An 18801-nucleotide genomic window follows, 5' to 3' on the forward strand; every position below is an offset into this window, starting at 1 on the left:
AAATTCATCACCTTCTTGTTTGTAGTTATAGTGTATCATTAAACAAGAAATTCGTGCGGGATTTATCCCGCTATCTGTACGATTTGCTCAGTTTCATCCCCCGCTTGAAAGACGGGGGCTTTCACTATCGCTTGTCTGTAAACTGTTAGATAAGCTTTTTGTCACTGACTAGGTATATCCCATAGCAATCATGACTAAATCCAAACTGCTTTTGACAAGTCTCCTTTCTACCGTAACCGTTACAGGTAGCCTCTTACTGACCACTGTCAGCCCAACTCAAGCCCTCCCTTGTTCCTTTGGTAAAAAGGGTATGTCTCCAACTGCTTCTGGAGAACCTTCTAGTCTGGTTGGTAATAAAATCGACCTCTACAAAAAACTCGGTATCGCTGGTGTTGGTATCGCCGCCGTAGCCGGAGGTTTTGTCGCTGTTAAAAAACTCAAAGCACGTCAGAGTCAACCCACGGAGGCAACTGTCACGGATACGCCTTTATCTGAATCCTTCGAGATTTATAACTTTGCTATACCTGTTCCTCCAGAAGCAGTGGCGGCTTCAACTCCTGAAGCCGAGGCTTCTGAGCGGGATGTCACCTCAGTAAGCTAGTTCATTTGGCTTATTTTGGGTAAGGTGGGTAAGAGCGATGTGCTTATGAACAGAGTTACTCAGCCTTACTCACCCGACTATTCCCTTAGATTTATTGCTCTTAGTGAAAAAATTCTTCAAGTAATGTGCTTCTGTTATCACAAAAAAAGGATTTTTTTACAGAAAATGCTTAATCCCCAATTTTCGCACAACCCAATCTAGTTGGGACTCAAACACCTAGAGGTGACTTGTCGATAGCACTTGGGAAATAATGCAAAATTGGCGGGAGTTGATACCCTAGAGGTGTTGACCAAATCCAAGGAAAATAAATATGGCACAAGCTAACGTCGGTGATACCGTCAAAATTCACTACACAGGTAAATTAAACGACGGTACAGTCTTTGATTCTTCCCTGAATCGCGAACCGATAGAATTCACCATTGATGCTGGACAGGTCATTCCAGGTTTCGAGCAAGCTGTTTTGGGTATGACTCCTGGGGATTCCAAAACCGAAATGATTCCTATGGATAAAGCTTATGGTCCCCATCGCTCAGAAATGGTACTGGAAGTTACCCGAGACAAAATGCCCCCAGACTTGAATCCCGAAATCGGCCAGCAATTACAAATTCAACAACCCAACGGGCGAGTTATTCCAGTGGTGATTACCGATGTCACCGACTCGAATGTGAGATTAGATGCCAACCATCCTCTGGCAGGACAAGACTTAACCTTTGATATTCAGTTAGTTGAAATTTCTTAACCCAAGATTGTCGGCTCTCCCGTACCTAGGGTGATAAGCAAACCTGATTATTCCTGAAAACTTGGGGGGGTAGTGCTTTCAAAACAATGTTTTTAGGGAAACTATCACAAATAGAGGGTTTTCCAGCACAAGTACGGGAGAGCCAAAAGACAAGGCACAATCAACATCCGCTAAGAACCCGGCGTTTCCCTCACACTGAAACTCGTCATTTCCAAGATTGCCCCGCGTCGCTGCAAATCAAGCATACTGGCTTCAGAAAGTCCCTCATTCTCTCCAAATCGAGCGTTCTCTACCTCGGTAATCTGCAGATCAACTCCCGTAAGATTGGTATTGCTCAGATTGGTATAGCTTAAGTTAGCCCGATTCAAATTAGCCTGATTTAAGTTAGCACCACTCAGGTTTACACCGAACAGATCAGCACCACTGAGATTAACCCGACTGAGATTGCTTCCCCTCAAATCAGCACCGCTGAGATTCGCACCACTTAAGTTGGTATCGCTTAAGTCAGCCCCAATTAAAAAAGCACCACTTAGGTCAGCGCCCACCATAATAGCTTGCTTTAGGTTTGCGCCAAATAAGTTCGCACCACTTAAGTTACCTCGACTGAGATTAACTTGAGTGAGATTAACCCGGCTGAGATTAACATCCGCTAAGTCAGCATCCATGAGGTTCGCCTCAATCAAAGTCGCGCCCCTGAGATCAGCATGCATCAGGAAAGTGCGGCTCAGGTTAGCTGCACTTAAATTGACACCGCTTAAGTTAGCCTGTTTAAGGTTAGCGCCACTAAGGTTGACTCGGCTGAGATCCGTATTGCTTAAATCGGCGTCAATCAGTTGAGTACCCCTGAGATCAGCACCACTCAAATCAGCACCACTCAAATCAGCACCGTTGAGATCAGCACCCATGAGATTGATCTTCCTCAGATTAGCACCCCGAAAATTCCTTTCACTGGCTAGATAACGCCGCAGGAGTTCGTTCGTATCCATAATGTTTGGGGAAAACTGGAGTTGTATTATCAATGTCCCAAGGATTTCCCCAAGCATTGTGATGGGTGTTGCCCCTCACCCCTACCAGAGCGAAATATGCTATGGATGACTCAATGAAGCAAAAGTTCATCAAATCTTTACACGCTTTTCATCATAGCTAAACATAAAATGCCATCCGGGGGTGCAAACTAGTTAAGTAAGGGAGCTTAAACGTATTCCAACGTGGTCGTTATTCTCCTGTTTAGTGTTTAGGTTGTTTGGGAATCCCCTAGCGGTGTCTTTAAGGCTTACCTAGGGGTTTTTTTATTTATCGGTCGAAGATTTAACTCGATAATCAAGCGATCGCACTCCTTGATTTTGAACTATTCAACGGTAGGTGTGATGATCAGCCATATTTGCCAGCAATATACCTCAAATTGAACAACTGTAACCTAAGTTGTTCAATTTGAGGTACATTCGACTTGGCGAACCGCAAGCAGAGCCTTATGCGTTGGGTTCCGTTAATATTTATGAAGGATGCAAGTCATCCTGTTTCAAGGAAGAAAGTCACTCAGGTTGTCTATCTTATACTCCCCTGCTTTCGGTCAGAATCCGCTCAACCTAACATTTTGTTTCGTTCATGAATGGTAGCTCAATCCCAAATGACCAACCCGGGTGGTCACTCGATGAACGTGATCCCCAAACAATCCAATCTTTCATGCCCTTATGGGGGTGGTTTTACCACTACTACTTTCGGGTGAAAACCGATGGCTGGCATCATATTCCTGATCAGGGCAATGCCTTATTTGTGGGTTCTCACAATGGCGGACTTGTCGCGCCGGATATGATCATGGTCATGTATGATTGGTTCCGGCGTTTTGGTACCGAACATCCGGTTTATGGTTTGATGCACCCCAATGGCTGGAAAATTGACCTAAACACGGCACGACTAGCGGCTAAGACGGGGGCAATCAGGACTCATCCCAAAATGGCGATCGCAGCTTTGCGTCGAGGCGCTAGTGTCCTTGTCTATCCTGGGGGCGCTCAGGATGTCTTTCGTCCCCACAGCATGCGTAATAAAATTCATTTGGCGGGGCGTCAGGGGTTCATTAAGCTGGCATTGCGGGAAGGTGTACCAATCATACCCGTTATTTCTTATGGCGCTCATGATACGCTGATTGTCCTAGCAGATTTTTACGAACAGGTTCGACAACTACACGATTGGGGGATTTTCCCGTGGCTATTTGGTCTTGATCCGGAAGTTTTTCCAGTTTATTTAGGTTTACCATGGGGATTGGCGATTGGACCTCTACCCAATATTCCCTTGCCTGTCCCGATTTACACTCGTATTTGTGCGCCGATTGTCTTTGAACGGTATGGTCGTGATACAGCCAGCGATCGCGAGTATGTCAATGCTTGCTATGAAAAAGTCTGCACTCAGATGCAATGGGAACTTGACTGTTTAGTTAAGGTGGCTAGTAGAATTTGATCCGGCTGATGAGAATGGCAGCAATTTTGTGAAAAAGGGGATATGGTGAGAAATAAGTGGCAAGATGCAACATTGTGTTGAGTTGAGGATAGTACCTTGAGCAATTCTACCGATCAGTCTCCAGGCGTCTCTCGTCAGGATTTGGATTACTGGTTAGAGCGTCAGATAGAATACCAACGGACTCTTAATGTCATTGAATCAAGAGGAGAAAACAGTGAAAGTGCGTGGAAACTGAGAGGTAAGCTCGAAGCTGTAGGAGAAACGATTGCTTACCTACAACGGAAGCTCAATAACTTTTAGGGCATTAGTTTATTAATAGCAGTTGGTGGTCAAAACAGCCGGGGATTTCTCCTTTGCAAAAAACCCAGTGATAGTATCACTGGGTTCATAAGGGCTGCTGTAATAACTGAAGAAAATGTCGTTAGTGAGTATTTTATTGGCTCAAAGTTAAGTCTTGTTTATTCGCAGATTAAAATTCACTATAGAAAATAAAAAAACTTGAGTTTTATTCTGAAAACTAAAATTTCTCCGATTCGATTAAGCGTCAACTACCCCGCCCATAGCCGAGCTATGGACGAGGGTTTATTTAGCCTTATGTTGACCAGCCTAAGTTCTAATAGAACGCTCAGGAGTTCAGTCGTGGGAAACCTCTCGCCTAATGAGCTAACGAACAACGCCCTGTTGAGAAGCAACTTCCATGGGCTTCATCAGGTAGAGTCTCACGAACTGCCAGCCATTAGAGACATAGTAGGGCAGCTTCTTGAAAAATTGCAGGAACTTCGGACTGTTGGAGTTAGCAATTTCCGTCAACTTTTCGTTATTGGTAATACAGACTTCCAAACGTTCGTAGAACTTGGGATCTTCCACATCTAAAATCACTGGGAATACCCGTGCAGCGGTTTCGTTGGTCTTCTTAATCACATGCTTATCATACTCGCGGGCATCTAAACCAATCGACTGATAGAAATCAGATCGTTGGATGTCATTTAGATACATGGTCGCAAATACCGACAGCAGGAAGAAGCGAGACCACAGCTTTGCCTGCCAATCATTTAACATTTGCGGTTGAGCTTTCATGAGCGCATCAAAAAAATCCCCATGGCGATTTTCATCTTGACACCAGTTTTCAAAGAACCGGAAGATGGGGTAAATGCGATCTTCAGGATGGGCTTCGAGATGGCGATAAATGGTGATGTAGCGCCAATAGCCAATCTTTTCCGACAAATAGGTGGCGTAGAAAATAAACTTCGGCTGGAAGAAGGTGTACTTCTTATTCTTGGTCAAAAATCCCAAATCCAGCGCCAGATTGAAATCTGACATCGCCTTGTTCAGAAAACCAGCGTGACGTGCTTCATCACGAGACATCAAGATGAAACACTCTGCCAGAATTGGGTTTTTGTGTTTGATACGACGACCCAATTCTTTATACAGTAAGAATCCAGAGAATTCTGCTGTACAAGAACGCTCTAGAAATTCAACAAACAAGCGGCGGGTTTCACCGTCGATATGCTCCCAAGACTGCTCAAACTCAGCGTCCCGGACGAAGTGGTGGCGATTATAGTCTGCACGGAACTCTTCAAGAATCGCCAACAGCTCATCTTCATTCGGCGAGATATCCATCTGCGCCATGGCTTCAAAGTCTGTGGTGTAGAACCGAGGCGTCAGGATGGTCTCCTTCGCTGGGGATTTAACGCCCGGTCTGATTTCTTCAAAGCTAGGTTTTTTAAGGGTATCTACCATTTTTGTTTTACTCGTTATCTTTTACTTACGATTTTGGACTTGAGAATGTGGCAACTGGGGGGGTGACTCAACCCACGCTGATATTAGAGGTGCATATTGAGTCTACCAAGGTCTTGTGTGAGTGCAAAATCCAGTTAAGGTTAAGAGTTGTAAATTTGCTTAAACTTTGTTCATGTTTTTAAGGGAACACGGAACAGGAAATCTGCACCTGAAACCCCCGGAACCCTTGTGCACCTTTGATCCCTGATGTCCCATCTCCTCTGCCTTCGTAAAAAGGGACACGACTATAGCCATGCCCCTAATTACTAGATAAAAGACCGTTTAATACCGAAGCACTAACCGTTAAGCCTCTTCAGCTTCAACGCGACCGTAAAAAATCCCTCGAATCAGGACTTCTTCTGGTTCTTCTTCAGCACCCAGGTCAGTATCAGCAGTCTGTGCGCTCTCAAAGGTACCAGCAATTTCACCGGTGAAGCTATCAACCTTAGAAACTTGGAGAGACATCTCACCCGATCGGGTCTCTACGCGCTTAACGTTAGCCCGAACGAATTCCTCTTCATCTGCTTTGGAAGGCAGCGCTACCGCATTATCATAGCCAGAGGCGACGCCACGACCTTTAGGATCGAGGAACACAGAACCCCGGTAAGACGGAACCTTAAATTCCCCTTCAAAGTCCGTAGACGTATTCACGCTAGTCATGTTGGGCCCAGTTGTGGCAACCAAACTTTTAATCGTGAACATGAAAGGAACTTGTTCGCCCCCAGGTAACTGTACTGTGATGGCTTGAAAGTCAATGCCATCCTCTTCCATAAAGACAAGGCTGCCATTTTCTGCTTGCTTTAATGCACCTTCTACTTGATCGAGGCTAGAGGTAGCCCTAGTCAGTAACTTACCAGGGATATATTCTGCCTCTCTGCGCTTATTCGTCGGTTCTTCCTTGACAAAGAAGCTAGTTGGCTGTAAGCACAGCTCGACAATTCGATAGGACTTATCAGACTCAATGGCAATAGAACCACGAGTTGTTTCCGAGAGTTGGGGACATAGATTCGCTAAGCCTGTATTTCTAATCTGGTCGTAGGTCAATTGATCAGGACTAGTCGCTGTTGCTGCATCTGAACAAGCCGTTAAAACCCCCAGACACAATGCCAAAAAGGCAACAATAAATGCACGATACCTCATGGTCAACCTCAATCGTCAATCTCTAAAGAAAGAAAAAATTTTTTATGGTGATTCTTGAATCAGGCTGTGGTTCATGACATCCTCCCTCACGCTGATCTAAAGATTATAGTGAGAGTCTTCTCGCCGATTCAGATAAAACCGCAACTATGCTCAACTTATGGTCAACATCAGGCTTGTTTTTGCCAGACTAAATTATACCCCTAGGGTTGCTTTGGGGAGTTGACACCGTGGTATAGTTTTGGTCACACGCTGGTTATCGGCGATCGCGAAAGTAGATTGAACGATGGCTCACTTAAGCCGTGTTTCCTACATGATGCCGAAAGCGTGAACCTTAGCTTTTCTCGCTTCATTGTACACGGGAAGCGGCACTTTTACGCTTTCCATCAAGCGGGTGGCAAGAAACAACTAAGATTGACAGGGGTAGGATGAATTTGAGTAATGAGTTAGATACCCAGACGCTACAGGTCAAATTGCCAGCTCTAAAGACGGAGATTTGGGCGTTAGCCAATAGCCACAAAGGGGACACATTAACACTGCTAGCTCTGCTGCGGACGCTGGAAGAGGCGCACCGGGAGATTCGAGATAGCCTATTTCAGGACTCGTTACCCGACAATCGGCAAACTTTGTATGCGCTGCTCAAAGATATTGAAGAATTAGGTGGCTGGCCCTATGTGGCGCGGATGAAGCTGCGATCGCTGCTGACGAATTTTCCGGAAGCGTTTTCTGAAGATGAATCCAAAGAAAATGCTTAAGCTGCGGGGGTGCGGGGGTCGTAGAGACTTCTGGTGGAACTATGCTAAACGATTTTGTTCCAACAAGACAGTTGGCGCAACAGGTGCTAAGATCCAGCCGTCAGTCTTAGCAGTTTATCTTATTAAATCTTATTCTTGAGCAGTGAGTATGGATGAAATTAAGTTTGGCACAGACGGCTGGCGAGGTGTGATCGCCGCCGATTTTACCTTTGAGCGTGTAGCGTTAGTCGCGACAGCCGCTACTCAAATCCTCGCTGATATTTATGGCAAAACCAGCGGTAGCCGTACCGTGGTTGTCGGTTATGATCGGCGCTTTATGGCGGAAACTTTTGCGAAAAAGACGGCGGAGGTTGTCCAATCCTTAGGATTTGATGTGTTGCTTTCTCGGGGTTACGCGCCAACCCCAGCATTTAGCTGGGCAGCAAATCATCAGAAGGCTCTAGGTGCTTTGGTTCTAACGGCTAGCCATAACCCAGCCAGTTACCTGGGATTAAAAGTGAAGGGGGCATTTGGTGGATCAGTTCCGCCAGAAATTACCCAAAAAATTGAAGCCCAACTTGCTCAAAAACCAGCCTCAGCGCAAACACCAGGTAAAATCGAATTCTTCGATCCCTGGTCAAGTTATTGTGATGCTCTGCGCTCAAAGGTGAATTTGGCTAGTATTCAGAACCTGATTACTCAAGGCAAATTAACTGTCTTTGCCGATGTCATGCACGGCGCAGCAGCAGGAGGCTTGAGCAAAATTTTAAATGTACCGATCCAGGAACTCAATAGCTCCCGTGATCCCTTATTTGGTGGCGGTGCGCCTGAACCTTTACCCCGTTACCTTTCTCAACTCTTCCGCCGCATCCGTACCCACCGACGGCAAGCAGAGGCAGATTTACGAGTAGGATTAGTCTTTGACGGAGATAGCGATCGCATCGCGGCGGTGGATGGACAAGGCAATTTCCTGAGTTCTCAAATTCTCATCCCGATTCTGATTGAACATCTAGCATCTCGGCGGCAATGGACGGGGGAAGTGGTAAAAACGATTAGTGGTTCGGATCTAATTCCCAAAGTTGCCCAGCTTTATCAATTGCCCCTCTACGAAACCCCCATTGGTTACAAATATATCGCCGATCGCATGCTCTCGACCCAAGTCTTGCTAGGTGGTGAAGAATCGGGTGGAATTGGTTATGGGACTCATATCCCAGAACGGGATGCTTTACTCTCCGCCCTGTATCTATTGGAAGCGATGGCTCAATCGAATATGGATTTAAGCCAACTTTACCAACGTTTACAAGAGCAAACAGGCTATACCTCAGTTTATGACCGCATTGATCTACATCTAGCAGGTATGGAAGAGCGATCGCGCCTACTTAACCAACTGCAAACCCAACCTCCTACTGAGATTAATGGTCAAGCAGTCGTTGATTGTCAGACAATCGACGGGTATAAATTCCGCTTAGCTAATGGTAGCTGGTTACTGATTCGGTTCAGTGGCACCGAACCTGTTTTACGCCTTTACTGTGAAGCCTCAACTCCAGAACAAGTTCGCCAAACCCTCAGTTGGGCAAAAGATTGGGCAAAATGACAAATGACCAAACTAATTGTTGCCACTGGAAATCCAGGTAAATTACGGGAGATGCAGGCATATCTTGATGATTTGCCATGGGAATTGCAGCTTAAGCCACCGGAAATCGAGATTGAGGAAACTGGCGATTCGTTTGTGGCTAATGCTCGTCTTAAGGCGTTAGGGGTAGCCCAAGCGACAGGTCAATGGTCGATCGCAGATGATTCTGGCTTGGAAGTGGATGCTTTAAACGGAGCGCCTGGTATTTATTCAGCACGTTATGGGAAAACGGATGCTGAACGGATTGAGCGGTTGCTGTCTGAACTGGGAGATGCGTCTCATCGGGGGGCGCAATTTGTTTGTGCGATCGCGATTGCTCGTCCTAATAGCACAATCGCAACAGAAGTAGAAGGCGTGTGCCGAGGTAAAATTTTAAAGGTTCCCCTGGGTACAGGTGGCTTTGGCTATGATCCGATTTTTTATGTGCCAGAACAGGGATTGACGTTTGCCCAAATGACTCCAGAACTGAAGCGACGCTACAGTCATCGTGGTAAAGCCCTTAAATTACTCCTCCCCCAGTTCAACCAACTTTTATGAATTATGAATTAGAAAACTTAATTTTTAATCCATAATTCATAAGTTAGGTTAAACAGCTTCCAGATTCCGTTCACCCGTCCTGATCCGGACAATTTCCTCGACGGGGCTGATGAAGATTTTCCCGTCGCCAATTTCACCCGTGCGAGCAGCAGCAATAACTTTGTCTACTACCATATCGACTTGGGCATCTTCGACGACAATCTCCACCTTGAGCTTTTGTAGGAACTCAACGGTATATTCAGAACCTCGATAACGCTCGGTTTGACCTTTTTGGCGTCCAAATCCCCGAACTTCTGAAACCGTCATCCCGACGATTCCAGCGTTGACCAAGGCGATTTTAACTTCATCGAGCTTAAATGGTCGAATAATCGCTTCTACCTTTTTCAAGATTCTAGCTCCTCACTTACGTTTCTTTATATTTATCAGACCAGCATGACACGATGAACTACGGCGACTTACTTCGTTGAAGTCGCTGTTTCTGACGTTTCTTAGCCCCTAGTTGCTTCATACTTCCGTATGCAGTAGAGCTAGGCGACTCGGCGTCTAAAGAGGACAGTTCCTGCCCCCTTGCCCAAATCTCGTTGACTTGAGCAGCATTTACGTCTCTATTCTCAACATGATTACAGTCGGGATTAGAGCAAACATGAACTCTATCTGCTAAGGTCTTGGGAGTCAATTCCCAGCACTTAGCACATCGCTGAGTAGGTTTGAGTTTCTGTGTTGGTGACTCGACATAGAAGCCATTAGCTTCAGCCGCTTTATAGGTTAACAAGTCTCCAATCATACCAAAACCAACGTCAAGGATAGACCGATTTAATCCAGCTTTCTGTAGTTTTCGTTTACCCTTCTTGGCTTTGCCTGTCATTTTTTTGACATTTAGCTGTTCACCAGCGATTTGGATAAAGTCTGAAAGTCACTCGGCGTGTTAGCATCTTCTATCCGGCTCCGGCTTACTTCATTGAGGTTCCGGATATAATCGCGATTTAGTATTACACTCCCATCAATGATTTTTTTGTAACATTGAATACAGTTGTTTGGAGTGTCGTATGCATTACCCGTCGCCAATCGCCAATTCCCAGACGGTCAACACTCAATCAGGGCAGGTTGAGTTGTAGTGAAACCCGCCCCGACAAACTATGCCTTCAGTCGTCAAGGGTCAAAACTCTCGCACTTCCCCAATTCTCAGTCAACAGTGGTCAATAGCCAAACTTTTGATTAAAATGAGAAATATATCAGCAAGGGGCCTTAATGGTTTCGACGTGTTGGTCAAAGCCAACCCGTGATACAGGTCGAGAGTGAGTCTTCTCTCGTAAATACCGGACTCAAAAAAAAGTAAATGCGAACAACATCGTTCCTTTTGCTCGTAAGGCAGCTCCTGTAGCCGCTTAAACACCTCTTATAGGTTCGAGCGTTCTTAGTCTGACTCCGTTAAGGGCTAAGAACACAACCCCAACGGATGCGCTGGTTAGCTGTCTTTGGTCGGCTGGCTAGCAAAGAACTCAACCAAAGCATCCCACCATCCGGGATAATGGATGGTTCCCGCTCTGAGGATTAGAAGGGCTAAGCCTGTGAATGATCGATAGGTAAATAGCCAATGCGGACACGGGTTCAATTCCCGTAGGCTCCACTCCCCATCCCAATTCAATTTTCAGATGCAATAAAACCCCTTCACGCTGAATGAAGGGGTTTTTATATTTGCCAGGGGTCGATTATTTTTTCATCATTTACAATTAATTATTTACAATTCATCATTCAGATTATCCGGATGAATGCCTTGATGACAGAAAAAGGTAATCAAACGACTTCCAGCCTTTGTCAATTCACTCGCCAATTGTTGCGGTCAGATGAATGAACTCCAAACTCAGGCTTTGGTGTTCATTCAATAATGATGTTGGAGGTAAGGATGCTAGGATTTGACCGTCCACGAGAAGGGAATTAATCCTATCTAACCAAATCCCTTACTCTGGAGTACCTCATCCTTAAAATATGTAAACAACCACGAGCAAGAGCAAGTTATGGTAATGCGACCTACGTATGGTAATGGTTTTATCGATAGCTCAACCATTGAACTTTCTCAAGAAGGATTGCGGTCTATTCTGAATCAGATTGAGGCAGAATTGATCGATAGTGAAGTTTACCGCCGCACAATGGCTGGGTTACAGACGATGTTAGGAGAAGCATCAAGTAACGCCCATATTTTAGTCAAGGCGGTTGGGCGAGAAGCCGTAAGGTTGACGTTTCAAGAATTTGCGAGACAGTATAAGGTTGTTCCTGTGGCTCCTGTGGCTCCTGAAGAAGTGAATCAACCGACAGAAGAACAGGAGTTGGAGATTCCCCAAACCGAAGAGACGGAATGTCCCATGGGTTCTGGAGAAACAATGTCCCATCCTGTTGAGACAAATCTATCGCCCAGTTTAGTGAATAGAGAGATTGGAGAAGCTAAATCGCGCAAGAAACTCACCAAAGCAGAATTAGCGGAGCAAAAGCTTACCCTAGAGCGGGAAGATGTGTTGCTACAAATCGGTCACCAACTGCGACGAGCGCGTAAATCCCGCTCTTTGAGCCTTCAGCAACTACATCGCCAAACCTTAGTACCCATTCATCAAATTGAAGCATTAGAAACGGGACATCTAGCTCAGCTACCAGAGGATATTTATATTCGTGGTTTCATTCGTCGGCTTGGTTATGCTCTAGGGTTAGATGGTGTAGCATTAGCCTTGTCTTTGCCAGAAACTGATCCGGTCAAGTCTGTGGTTCCTTCCTGGTATAAAGACCCATCAGCTACAGGGTTTCATCTTAAATCTGTTCATTTATATCTAGGTTACGCCACGTTGATTGCAGGAGCGGTGGGAGGACTCAACTGGATGTCGAACCAACAATCTGCACCACAAAACACAACGGAACCTGAACCTGTTCCTTCTGGTCAAAACTCTATTTCTCCGAAAGCTGAAAATAGCAAATCGACCCATACGCCTGGGATTAAATCAAGCAAAATCGGTGTAAAAGCAGGAGCCGATATTGCTCCCCCTGAGGCATTTCCGTTTTAGGAAGACTCCAGAATAGAGAAGATTGTAGAGACGTAAGGCGTGGAACGTCTGAAAGATGGGGAAGCTTTATAGACTCTTTGCTAATTCCTCACCAACTCCTAACACATATCTATCTGACAGAATCCCTGTAGTCAGAATAGTGATATAGAAACATTAAATAAGACTCGGCTACTAAGAGCTTCTCTTGTAATTCAATACCGAATCACAAGCCCTTTGGAAGCGCGATCCTCCGGAAACCCATTCTAATACTACTTAGATAAGCACTAAATGCCAAATTCTGCTGGTTGAGTTGAGGCAACTAAACTCAACGCCGAACGGTTTTTGGGGCGCCAATCTTGTCATCCTAAAGGTTCAAACTGAACCGGAAAATTGCTGAGATTTCCGGAAACAGAGAGAACATGAGTTGATCATGGCAATTTAACTGAACTACATGGTGTTTCCTTAGCAATTTTCAGCAATCTTACCCTTTTAAAAACGTGACTTACTTAATCTGTACTTGTGATATATTGCACGAGCAAATTTATCCATTAAGTTTGGGAGCGAATACAATTGGGCGGGAAGAGGATAACAGTATTGTGGTTGACCATAGCTATCTTTCCCGCTACCATGCTCAGATTTTGCTCTCCCCTGACGGTGTGATACTTCGGGATCTCAATAGTCTCAATGGTACGTTCGTCAATGAGTTTAAAGTGGAGCAATGTAAACTTCAGGATGGAGATTCTATTCGTTTAGGAGATGTATCCTTCAAATTTGTCGAGCAAATCCCTAAGGTAGAAGAAACTGGATCATCAGACACGAATACTGAAATTTCAATTATTAAGCAAGTTTCCCCGGAAAAAACGCGAATTACAATTACTGACTTATTGCAACCCGATAAGTCGGAAAACTCTATTATTAAGCTGAGGCAACGAGATGCTCATCAACGAACCGTTGATAAACTGCAAATTTTACTGGAAGTCAGTAAACAACTGTCTTCTCCCGAAGAACCCGATAAATTGCTGCAAAAAATCGTCGATTTGCTGTTTGAGATCATGCATATTGACCGCGCCACAATTTTGATGGTCAATGAAACCAGTAGTATTCTGGAACAAAAAGCTGTAAACTGGCGCTCCGGAATTCCGGCTGAAGATAATTTTTACAGTAGTAAAATCACTAATTTTGTCTGCAATCATGGCAATGCAATTCTCACGGACGATGCTCGTAAAGACACCTTATTTAACGATTCAATATCTATTTTTAAACAAGGGATTCATGCGGCAATGTGTGTTCCACTTAAACCCGCAAATGAGGTGATCGGGGTATTGTATGTGGATAATTTGTCAATGACGGATATCTACTCCGATGAGGATTTGGAGTTTTTAACCTGTCTGGCGAACCAAGCCGCGATCGCGATCGAAAATTCCCGCCTCTATAAGAAGATGCAGGAACAGGAAGTGATGCGGGCAAAGTTAGAACGATTCTTTCCCCAATCGGTGAGTCGCAAGTTACGGGAAGAAGGAAATTTAGCTACGGTAGAGACGGAAGTAACTGCCTTGTTTGCCGATATTAGCAACTATACGCAAATGTCGGCGGAAATGGAACCGCATCAAGTCGTGGAAATGCTGAATGAGTATTTTCAGATCATTGTTGAAGAGATTGTTTTTCCTTACGAAGGAACCTTAGAAAAGTATATTGGTGATGGAATTTTAGCCATTTGGGGCGCACCTTATCGCCAACCCAATGATGTGGATTTAGCGGTACAGGCAGCAATTGAAATGCAATGGGCGGTTTCCCGTTTAAATCAAAAATGGATTCGAGAAAACCGACGAGCCATTCAGATTCACATTGGTTTAAATACTGGTACGGTTGCGGCTGGAAATATCGGTTCTAAAAATCTAATTCAATATGCCACGATTGGTGATACGACAAATATGAGCAGTCGAATTTGTGACGTGGCTCAAGCCGGGGAAATTTTAATGGCTCAAAGTACATTTGAGAAGCTGAGTGATCCGAGTATTCCCCTAGAAAAAATGCCACCTGTTTGGGTGAAGGGAAAGACTTCGCCTTTACATCTCTATCGGGTTTTGTGGGAACAATATAACGCAACGGACGTACTGTGTGAGAATGTTGATCTAGTGACCGCAGGTAGCCGATCTTAAGCTAACGCCTGGAACTCAAGTTCCGGCTAAAAGCTTAAACCCGTTAAAACGGGTTCAATGTTTTACCCAGTTAGCTCTATTTTTGCTTGAGCTTAAAGATCAAAAATTTAGGGGCTAATTCTAAGTGATATTCCCCAACCCCTCTCTATCCCCCCTTTTTAGATCCCCCTTCCGTCCCCCTTAAAAAGGGGGAAACCAAAGGATGCGAGAGCTTTTGTTGCACGGGGGAGGACAGAGGATGCGGGAGCTTTGTGATGCTAGAAGCGTCTGGAAGTGATGGTTCCCGTTGGAGGACAGAGGAATGCGGGAGCTTCTTTTGCAAGGGGAGAGAAGGGGTTAGGGGATGAGAGAGAAGTGATAAACGCTATACTCTCATTATTTTTAAGCTAAAGTTGAGAAAAATGTTCATTAAGAGTCCCCACAGATGGTGGTTCAACGGTAAAACAAGCGTCAATCCTGACGATTCAGGTCAATGCTGCCTCTGGATATAACTGTTATGGAGCCGTGGTTAAAATTACTTCTGCAATGGGCTATTCCCGTTTTTAAGACCTTAGTCTATCTGAAAACGACCAATCAATTCAGTGGTATACCCTTAAACGAAAAACCAACATCTGAACCAAAGCCTCTTATCTTACCCTATCAGGGGGTCGATGAACCCACTCATAGGGAAAAACTGATGGCGATGGGGCAACACTTCGCCAACAAACTGCCAGACGTGATTCACGCTTTCGCGCAAACCCTGGACGAAACGGATCACCTACAACAGCAGCACTTCCAGCAACAGAAAGCCCTTCAGCAACAACTCGTCGCCGAACATCGCGAAACCCTACTCAAACTCGCCGCCTATCAACGGGAAACCACCCTTGAGTTACCGGAAGTCCATAAAATCCTCGATCATTGGCCCCTACGCCTCTTTCCCTCCCAACTGCTAGAACCTCATCGCCCCAATCGTCCGATTCCCCTGCGAATTTTTATTGCCCCTCCCCAGGTTCAGTTTGAACGGTTTGGCGAGATGAACTCACAAGTACCAGACATTGAACTGGGTTTGGCGCAACAATTGCGAGAATTCTTAAGTCAACATTATCCCCTACACTCTCAAGTGAGACCCACTGAATTTTTAGGGGGGGCGTGGGAGAGTAAGCGGTTTCATAGTGAATCGAGTATTAAGGCGCTTTTTAGTCTGTTGAAATCTGAGCCAACCTTAATTCTAGAGTCGGAAATTGATGGCGATTTTATGATTTTTCGCCTCGCCTATTGGGGTTTAGGACAGGACAGTTATTGCTATTCAACTTTATGCAAGCTATCCTATCGAGATTTTATCTATGAATCAGCAAAAGTCCGGGCGCTGAAATGGAAAACCACACGAGATAAACTATTGGCATTGGGAAAGAGTATTGAGGATATTAATGCCAAAGGGGGTGACAATGCGATTAATTTAGCTTACCTGGAAGAAGCCGAGGAATTGCAACAAGCTGGAATTGATCCGCGTGAATTGATTTTCCCCTATAAAGTGAACCGTGGCGACTGGGACAACTTTTGCCAGTTTTTAAGTACCTGTCACTGTTTAGTTGCTGGCTGGGTGTCGGATATTCATCATTTGGTTCACTCGGATGTATCGCCGCTGTTGCCAGAATTATTACCGCCATTGATTGCGGAAGTTTCTGATCCCGATTTAGTTCAAGTGGTGATGCAAACCACCCTTTCAATTTATCAAGAGGTGTTACAGTCACTCGTCAGGGAACGCCCCTACTGGGAACCGGAACTAAGTTTAAAACTAGCACAGAGTTTAAGCTGTTTACCCGATAAATCCTGGGCAACGACACAGATTAAGTCCTCTGTGAAAGCGTGGTTGCAACAACGGAAACAGCCTCATATAGAAGGCTTGCAAGCATTTGAGGCGATGGGATTGGTATTAACACAACAGGATCAAAACTATTGCCAGATGCTGCAATCCTGTTTAGCCGCCGTGGGAGATGAACAGGGGGCAAATCAAGTTCAGGAATTATTAGAGGCGATCGCATCCCCTCAACAGCCGCAGACCTGTGCTAATTTGATCTTAGCCTCTACGTTCACGGGACTCAGTGGCAAAGTAAGCGCGATCGCAATTCATCCCCATGGACGCACCCTGTTAAGTTGTGGGGGTGATAGTACAATTAAGATTTGGGATATTATCAGCCTGAATTCGACACCCATTCAGCAATTAAATGGGCATTCTGGTGGAGTTTTGACGCTTACTCTTAGCCGCGATGGGCAGATTTTAGCCAGTAGCGATCAGTCGAAAAATCGCAGTTATATTAAAGTCTGGAATCTACATCAGGGTAAACTGCTGTGGACGCTTTCTGGACATCGCAAGCAGATTCATTCCCTAGCGATTAGTCCGGATAATCAAACCATTGCTAGTGGTTCCCACAAAATTAAGTTATGGAACTTAAACACCGGTGAACCCTTCCGCACCTTATTTGGGCATAAAGAATGGGTGTATTCCCTGGTGATTAGTCCAGATGGTCAAAGTTTAGTTAGTGGAAGTGGGGATAAAACGGTTAAAATTTGGAAATTGGCGACAGGAGAACTATTGCGGACGCTAAGTGGACATAAAGCCAGTGTGAGGGCGGTGGCGATTAGTTCCGATGGGCAAACGATTGTTAGTGGAAGTGAGGATCAGACGATTAAGGTATGGGATTTTGAAACCGGGAAACTTTTGGCTACGCTAACAGATCATACAGGAGCCGTGTATGCGATCGCGCTGAGTCCAGATGGTGAATATCTGATCAGTGGGAGTGAGGACAAGACGATTAAGGTTTGGCATCTGCATCGGGGAGAACTCATACAAACCCTTGAGGATCATACCGCTCCAGTATACGCCCTTGCCATTGATTCCAATGGACTCCTCGCCAGTGGGAGTGAGGATCAGACGATTAAATTGTGGCGTCCCTTGTAGAGACGCGCCATGGCGCGTCTGTAGGGGTACGGTACGGCTCATTGGTGTCAACTTAAGGCTGAAACCCTTACTTAATAAGAGATCCCCCCTAGCCCCCCTTATAGATCCCCCTTCCGTCCCCCTTAAAAAGGGGGAGACCAGAGGATGCTTCGCTTTTTTTGCACGGGGGAACCAGAAATTAATCACAGTCCCCCTTATAGATCCCCCTTGCGTCCCCCATACCTGGCGTTTGTGCTATCAAGACGAACACAGAAGGTTGATCAAGGATTGAGGTATCTCTTCAAAATGCTCTAACAAAAAATCCATAATTGCCAGATGGCGCAAGTCAACCGGTTGAGGACGATGATAGCCTTTCCCTCGGTTAAACCAATTCTGAACCGTCCCCTGGGAACGAGAACAGATGTGAGAAATTTGCTCATAAGTGACATCCCATTTGGCATAAAACTGCTTGGGTGCCATCCCTAATTCACAGTAACAATAGAGGTTAATGATGTATTGTTCTCGCTGAGTAATTGGGCGGGGATAGTTTCGCCCTTGGGGATTATAGCGTCCAGTTGGGCTATGCAAAGATAGAGGCGCGATCCGACAGCGAGAAGGGGTGGGATAAAAGTAGAGATTTTGATCATTTTCACTCATCGGTTCAATCTCCTCTATTTCCTCTCCATGGCGCAGGGTATTTAAAGCGCCAGCAATGAGTTTACCGTTGAGACTTTCGGTCAACTGCTGAATAAATAGCTTCGCGATCGCATGGACTTCAGCATCCGTTAGATGCATTTGCGACGCATCGAAGTCAATGTCGCTGTAGTGCTTGACAAAAGAGAGGAGTTGGGTAATTCCCAATTCTGCTAACGCTTGCTGGTCAGTGGTTTCAGCGATATTGCAAGTGTCAAGTTGAGAGGGTAGAGGTGTCATCGTGTTCTTTTCCTTCTGTAATATTCAATGTATTTATTACTTGTAACAATGTTATAACAAAATAAGTAAAATAACAACACCTTTGTCTCAAAAAAAGAGACGAGAGGGAAATCATTAGAGCGAAAAGCTTTCCGTGTGAAATGTTGAATCTC

Annotated in this window: 15 protein-coding genes, 1 other RNA gene and 1 pseudogene; 11 read left to right on the top strand and 6 right to left on the bottom strand. The window is 45.1% G+C overall.

All coding sequences use genetic code 11. The features are described from left to right. Nucleotides 1-190: 190 nt before the first annotated feature. Entirely contained in the window at nt 191-601 is a 411-nt protein-coding gene (locus RID09_RS12215) for a hypothetical protein (protein WP_446336216.1), read from the top strand. Nucleotides 602-911: 310 nt separating this feature from the next. Next, nucleotides 912-1340, top strand: a complete 429-nt coding sequence (locus tag RID09_RS12220) for an FKBP-type peptidyl-prolyl cis-trans isomerase (RefSeq protein WP_446336217.1) — start codon at nt 912-914, stop codon at nt 1338-1340. A 170-nt stretch (nt 1341-1510) separates the two neighbouring features. Here the strand turns inward: RID09_RS12220 and RID09_RS12225 are convergent, their stop codons facing one another. Then, a complete protein-coding gene (locus RID09_RS12225) occupies nt 1511-2326 on the bottom strand; it encodes a pentapeptide repeat-containing protein (RefSeq protein WP_446336218.1) in 816 nt (271 codons plus the stop codon). A 619-nt stretch (nt 2327-2945) separates the two neighbouring features. Between RID09_RS12225 and RID09_RS12230 the strand changes: the two genes are divergently transcribed. Then, entirely contained in the window at nt 2946-3794 is an 849-nt protein-coding gene (locus RID09_RS12230; protein ID WP_446336219.1) for a lysophospholipid acyltransferase family protein, read from the top strand. A gap of 96 nt (nt 3795-3890) precedes the next feature. After that, nucleotides 3891-4094 (top strand): hypothetical protein, encoded by a 204-nt coding sequence (locus RID09_RS12235; protein ID WP_446336220.1) that lies wholly within the window; start codon nt 3891-3893, stop codon nt 4092-4094. A 363-nt stretch (nt 4095-4457) separates the two neighbouring features. Here the strand turns inward: RID09_RS12235 and acsF are convergent, their stop codons facing one another. Together acsF and psbO are read right to left on the bottom strand one after the other, a co-directional pair. Then, a complete protein-coding gene (gene acsF, locus RID09_RS12240; protein ID WP_446336221.1) occupies nt 4458-5534 on the bottom strand; it encodes a magnesium-protoporphyrin IX monomethyl ester (oxidative) cyclase in 1077 nt (358 codons plus the stop codon). A gap of 342 nt (nt 5535-5876) precedes the next feature. Beyond that, entirely contained in the window at nt 5877-6713 is an 837-nt protein-coding gene (psbO, locus tag RID09_RS12245; protein WP_446336222.1) for a photosystem II manganese-stabilizing polypeptide, read from the bottom strand. A 425-nt stretch (nt 6714-7138) separates the two neighbouring features. Here psbO and RID09_RS12250 point away from each other — a divergent pair, with 425 nt between their 5' ends. The 3 genes from RID09_RS12250 (at nt 7139) to rdgB (ending at nt 9614) form a co-directional block, all read left to right on the top strand. Continuing rightward, entirely contained in the window at nt 7139-7465 is a 327-nt protein-coding gene (locus RID09_RS12250) for a hypothetical protein (protein ID WP_446336223.1), read from the top strand. A 148-nt stretch (nt 7466-7613) separates the two neighbouring features. Next, the gene (locus RID09_RS12255) at nt 7614-9038 is read left to right on the top strand and encodes a phosphoglucomutase/phosphomannomutase family protein (protein ID WP_446336224.1); all 1425 of its coding nucleotides are present in this window, start codon (nt 7614-7616) and stop codon (nt 9036-9038) included. 3 nt (nt 9039-9041) lie between these two features. Continuing rightward, a complete protein-coding gene (rdgB, locus tag RID09_RS12260; protein WP_446336225.1) occupies nt 9042-9614 on the top strand; it encodes an RdgB/HAM1 family non-canonical purine NTP pyrophosphatase in 573 nt (190 codons plus the stop codon). 48 nt (nt 9615-9662) lie between these two features. Here the strand turns inward: rdgB and RID09_RS12265 are convergent, their stop codons facing one another. Both RID09_RS12265 and RID09_RS12270 read right to left on the bottom strand, forming a co-directional pair. Further along, nucleotides 9663-10001 (bottom strand): P-II family nitrogen regulator, encoded by a 339-nt coding sequence (locus RID09_RS12265; RefSeq protein WP_446336226.1) that lies wholly within the window; start codon nt 9999-10001, stop codon nt 9663-9665. Nucleotides 10002-10059: 58 nt separating this feature from the next. Beyond that, a pseudogene (locus RID09_RS12270) lies at nt 10060-10509 on the bottom strand (zinc ribbon domain-containing protein); the annotation flags it as partial. A 344-nt stretch (nt 10510-10853) separates the two neighbouring features. Here RID09_RS12270 and ssrA point away from each other — a divergent pair. From ssrA to RID09_RS12290, 4 genes are all read left to right on the top strand, one after another. Beyond that, nucleotides 10854-11244, top strand: a transfer-messenger RNA (tmRNA) gene (ssrA, locus tag RID09_RS12275). A 385-nt stretch (nt 11245-11629) separates the two neighbouring features. After that, complete coding sequence (locus RID09_RS12280) at nt 11630-12661, top strand: helix-turn-helix domain-containing protein (RefSeq protein WP_446336227.1); 1032 nt, start codon at nt 11630-11632, stop codon at nt 12659-12661. Nucleotides 12662-13137: 476 nt separating this feature from the next. Then, nucleotides 13138-14799: an adenylate/guanylate cyclase domain-containing protein gene (locus RID09_RS12285; RefSeq protein WP_446336228.1), complete on the top strand. Its 1662-nt coding sequence runs from the start codon at nt 13138-13140 to the stop codon at nt 14797-14799. A gap of 496 nt (nt 14800-15295) precedes the next feature. Then, a complete protein-coding gene (locus RID09_RS12290) occupies nt 15296-17737 on the top strand; it encodes a WD40 repeat domain-containing protein (RefSeq protein WP_446336229.1) in 2442 nt (813 codons plus the stop codon). A gap of 237 nt (nt 17738-17974) precedes the next feature. Here RID09_RS12290 and RID09_RS12295 read toward each other — a convergent pair whose 3' ends face one another. Next, nucleotides 17975-18649, bottom strand: a complete 675-nt coding sequence (locus RID09_RS12295; protein WP_446336230.1) for a hypothetical protein — start codon at nt 18647-18649, stop codon at nt 17975-17977. Nucleotides 18650-18801 lie beyond the last annotated feature (152 nt).

The organism is Coleofasciculus sp. G1-WW12-02 (assembly GCF_040219735.1).
Lineage (GTDB): Bacteria > Cyanobacteriota > Cyanobacteriia > Cyanobacteriales > Coleofasciculaceae > Coleofasciculus.

Bases quoted from the DNA above. Each gene is read 5' to 3' on its own strand.
- acsF (WP_446336221.1), bottom strand. From the start codon at position 5,534: ATGGTAGATACCCTTAAAAAACCTAGCTTTGAAGAAATCAGACCGGGC.
- RID09_RS12280 (WP_446336227.1), top strand. From the start codon at position 11,630: ATGGTAATGCGACCTACGTATGGTAATGGTTTTATCGATAGCTCAACC.
- RID09_RS12250 (WP_446336223.1), top strand. From the start codon at position 7,139: ATGAATTTGAGTAATGAGTTAGATACCCAGACGCTACAGGTCAAATTG.
- RID09_RS12225 (WP_446336218.1), bottom strand. From the start codon at position 2,326: ATGGATACGAACGAACTCCTGCGGCGTTATCTAGCCAGTGAAAGGAAT.
- RID09_RS12290 (WP_446336229.1), top strand. From the start codon at position 15,296: ATGGAGCCGTGGTTAAAATTACTTCTGCAATGGGCTATTCCCGTTTTT.
- RID09_RS12295 (WP_446336230.1), bottom strand. From the start codon at position 18,649: ATGACACCTCTACCCTCTCAACTTGACACTTGCAATATCGCTGAAACC.
- RID09_RS12220 (WP_446336217.1), top strand. From the start codon at position 912: ATGGCACAAGCTAACGTCGGTGATACCGTCAAAATTCACTACACAGGT.
- RID09_RS12230 (WP_446336219.1), top strand. From the start codon at position 2,946: ATGAATGGTAGCTCAATCCCAAATGACCAACCCGGGTGGTCACTCGAT.
- RID09_RS12215 (WP_446336216.1), top strand. From the start codon at position 191: ATGACTAAATCCAAACTGCTTTTGACAAGTCTCCTTTCTACCGTAACC.
- rdgB (WP_446336225.1), top strand. From the start codon at position 9,042: ATGACCAAACTAATTGTTGCCACTGGAAATCCAGGTAAATTACGGGAG.
- RID09_RS12255 (WP_446336224.1), top strand. From the start codon at position 7,614: ATGGATGAAATTAAGTTTGGCACAGACGGCTGGCGAGGTGTGATCGCC.
- psbO (WP_446336222.1), bottom strand. From the start codon at position 6,713: ATGAGGTATCGTGCATTTATTGTTGCCTTTTTGGCATTGTGTCTGGGG.